The organism is Streptomyces rhizoryzae, from assembly GCF_023155275.1.
Lineage (GTDB): Bacteria > Actinomycetota > Actinomycetes > Streptomycetales > Streptomycetaceae > Streptomyces > Streptomyces rhizoryzae.
The window spans coordinates 1-2,736 of the sequence record NZ_JALMUV010000106.1; the positions used below are offsets into that span (position 1 = coordinate 1).

At 72.0% G+C, this 2,736-nt stretch carries 2 protein-coding genes; both read right to left on the bottom strand.

Going from position 1 to position 2,736, the window contains the following annotated elements:
- Positions 1-107: 107 nt before the first annotated feature.
- On the bottom strand, positions 108-1,778 hold the full coding sequence (gene ptsP, locus MUU72_RS35015) for a phosphoenolpyruvate--protein phosphotransferase (RefSeq protein WP_248017500.1): 1,671 nt from the start codon (positions 1,776-1,778) through the stop codon (positions 108-110).
- Between the two features lie 81 nt (positions 1,779-1,859).
- Entirely contained in the window at positions 1,860-2,309 is a 450-nt protein-coding gene (locus MUU72_RS35020) for a PTS sugar transporter subunit IIA (RefSeq protein ID WP_248017501.1), read from the bottom strand.
- Between the last annotated feature and the right edge of the window lie 427 nt (positions 2,310-2,736).

A 2,736-nucleotide genomic window follows, 5' to 3' on the forward strand; every position in this document is an offset into this window, starting at 1 on the left:
GCCCCACCCCACCCCGCGCACGGCCCGCGCACGCGCAACGGCCGCCCCGCCACACCGGCGGGACGGCCGTCCCGAATCACCTCACACGGCGCCGTGCGCCGTCCGCCTCACTCCCCGGAGAGCACCGCCTGCGCGGCCGCCCGGGCATCCTCGGCGGTGTCCGCGGCCCGCGCCGCGGCCGCCGCCCGCTCACACTGCGCCAGCGTGTGCTTGGCCAGCGTCGCCCGCACATACGGAATCGACGCCGCGCCCATGGACAGGCTGGTGACCCCCAGCCCCGTCAGCACACACGCCAGCAGCGGATCGGAGGCCGCCTCACCGCACACCCCGCAGCTCTTGCCCTCGGCCTTCGCCGCCTCGGCGGACGCCGCCACCAGGTCCAGCAGCGCCGGCTGCCACGGATCCTGCAACCGCGACACCGCACCGACCTGCCGGTCCGCCGCGAAGGTGTACTGCGCCAGGTCATTGGTCCCCAGCGAAAGGAACTCCACCTCCTGGAGGATCGACCGCGCCCGCAGCGCCGCCGACGGAATCTCCACCATCGCCCCGAACTTCGCCCGCAGCCCGGCCTCCCGGCACGCGTCCGCGAACGCCCGGGCATCGATCCGGTCCGCCACCATCGGCGCCATGACCTCGAGGTAGACCGGCAGCCCCTCGGCGGCCTTCGCCAGCGCGGACAGCTGCGTCCGCAGCACCTCCGGGTGATCCAGCAGCGTCCGCAGGCCCCGCACACCCAGCGCGGGGTTCGGCTCGTCCGCCGGCGTCAGGAAGTCCAGCGGCTTGTCCGCCCCGGCGTCCAGCACGCGCACCACCACGCGCCCCTCCGGGAAGGCTTCCAGCACCTTCCGGTACGCCTCGACCTGCTTCTCCTCCGACGGCGCCCGCTTGCTGTCGTCCAGGAACAGGAACTCCGTACGGAACAGCCCGACGCCCTCCGCACCGGCCTCCACCGCCGCCGGCACATCCGCCGGACCGCCGACGTTCGCCAGCAGCGGCACCTTGTGCCCGTCGGACGTCGCCCCCGGACCGGACGACGCCGCCAGCGCCGCCTTCCGCTCCTGCGCGGCTTTCGCCAGCTCCGCCCGCTTCTCGGCACTCGGGTCGACGAACACCTCACCGGTGCTGCCGTCCACCGCGATCACGGTGCCCTCCACGAGCTCACCCGCGCCCGGCAGCGCCACCACCGCCGGCACCCCCAGCGCCCGCGCCAGGATCGCGCTGTGGCTGGTCGGCCCGCCCTCCTCGGTCACGAACCCGAGCACCAGCGCCGGGTCCAGCAGCGCCGTGTCGGCCGGCGCCAGATCCCGCGCGATCAGCACATACGGCTCATCGCTGTCCGGCACACCCGGCATCGGCACCCCCAGCAGCCGGGCGACGATCCGGTTCCGCACGTCATCGAGGTCCGCCACCCGGCCCGCCAGGTACTCACCCGCCCCGGCCAGCAGCGCCCGGTAGGCGGCGAACGCGTCGTACACCGCACGCTCCGCCGTGCTGCCGACCGCGATCCGCCGGTCGACGTCGGCCATCAGCTCGGGGTCCTGCGCCATCATGGCCTGGGCCTCCAGCACGTGCTGGGCCTCGCCACCGGCCAGGTTCCCCCGCGCGTTCAGGTCGGCGGCCACGGCTTCCACGGCCTGGCGGGCGCGCCCCTGTTCACGCTCCGCCTCCTCCGCCGGGATCTGCTTGGCCGGCGGCTCCAGCACCGCCGTCCCCATGTGCCGCACCTCGCCGATGGCCACGCCGTGGCTCACCCCGACGCCCCGCAGCGTTGTCTCCATGTCACCCGTCTCCGGTTGTTGCGGCGGGCCCGGCCGCCGCGGTGAATGTCGTACCTGCCGTCTCCCGACGGCGCCCGGCTGCTACTGCCAGGAGAAGAGCGCGTCGCCGGCCTTGACCTCGCCGTCCTCGCGCACCTCGCCGAGCGAGTCCGCGGTCGCCTCCAGCGCGACGACGGGGCACACCGGCGACTTGCCGGCCTCCTCGACCGCCGCCGGGTTCCAGCGCACGACGGCCTGCCCGCGGGTGACGGTGTCGCCCTTGTTCACCAGCAGCTCGAAGCCCTCGCCGTTGAGCTGCACGGTGTCGATACCGAGATGGGTCAGTACGCCGTGCCCCTCGGCATCGACGACGACGAACGCGTGCGGATGCAGCGAGACGACCACACCGTCCACGGGCGACACCGCCTCCGAGGGCTCACGATCGGGGTCGATGGCGGTACCGGGACCCACCATCGCGCCGGAGAAGACGGGGTCCGGCACTGCCGCGAGCCCGATGGCCCGTCCGGCAAGAGGGGACGTCACGGTGGTCATGGGAAACCTCCCAGGGGTGAAGATTCATCAGGTCGCCGTCACTGCCTGTCCCGGACGGCGCACCGTTGAGAAGCGTAAGTCATAAGAACTGACGGTTCCGCATGACAGAGCCCGATTGAGGCCCCCGTCCGTGCCGAATCGATTTGCCTCGTCCATCCCGCCGCTGTACTGTCTGAGCCCTGCCCCGGACAGCCAGCCGCGCTCCAGCGCGACCGACTGGGTGGGCGGCACTCCTCAGAGCGGTGATCCAGATTCTCGAATCACGCGCTTCCGTATGTCTACGGAAAAGCGGTGGTCCGAAAGCCGGAAAAGGCCTGATAGAGTGTGAAACACCGAAGGGAAGCGCCCGGCGGAAACTCGAAAGAGAATCCAAAGGAAGCGTCCGTTCCTTGAGAACTCAACAGCGTGCCAAAAGTCAACGCCAGAT

Excerpts from the sequence above, each read along its gene's own strand:
- ptsP (WP_248017500.1), bottom strand. The coding sequence starts at position 1,778 with ATGGAGACAACGCTGCGGGGCGTCGGGGTGAGCCACGGCGTGGCCATC.
- MUU72_RS35020 (WP_248017501.1), bottom strand. The coding sequence starts at position 2,309 with ATGACCACCGTGACGTCCCCTCTTGCCGGACGGGCCATCGGGCTCGCG.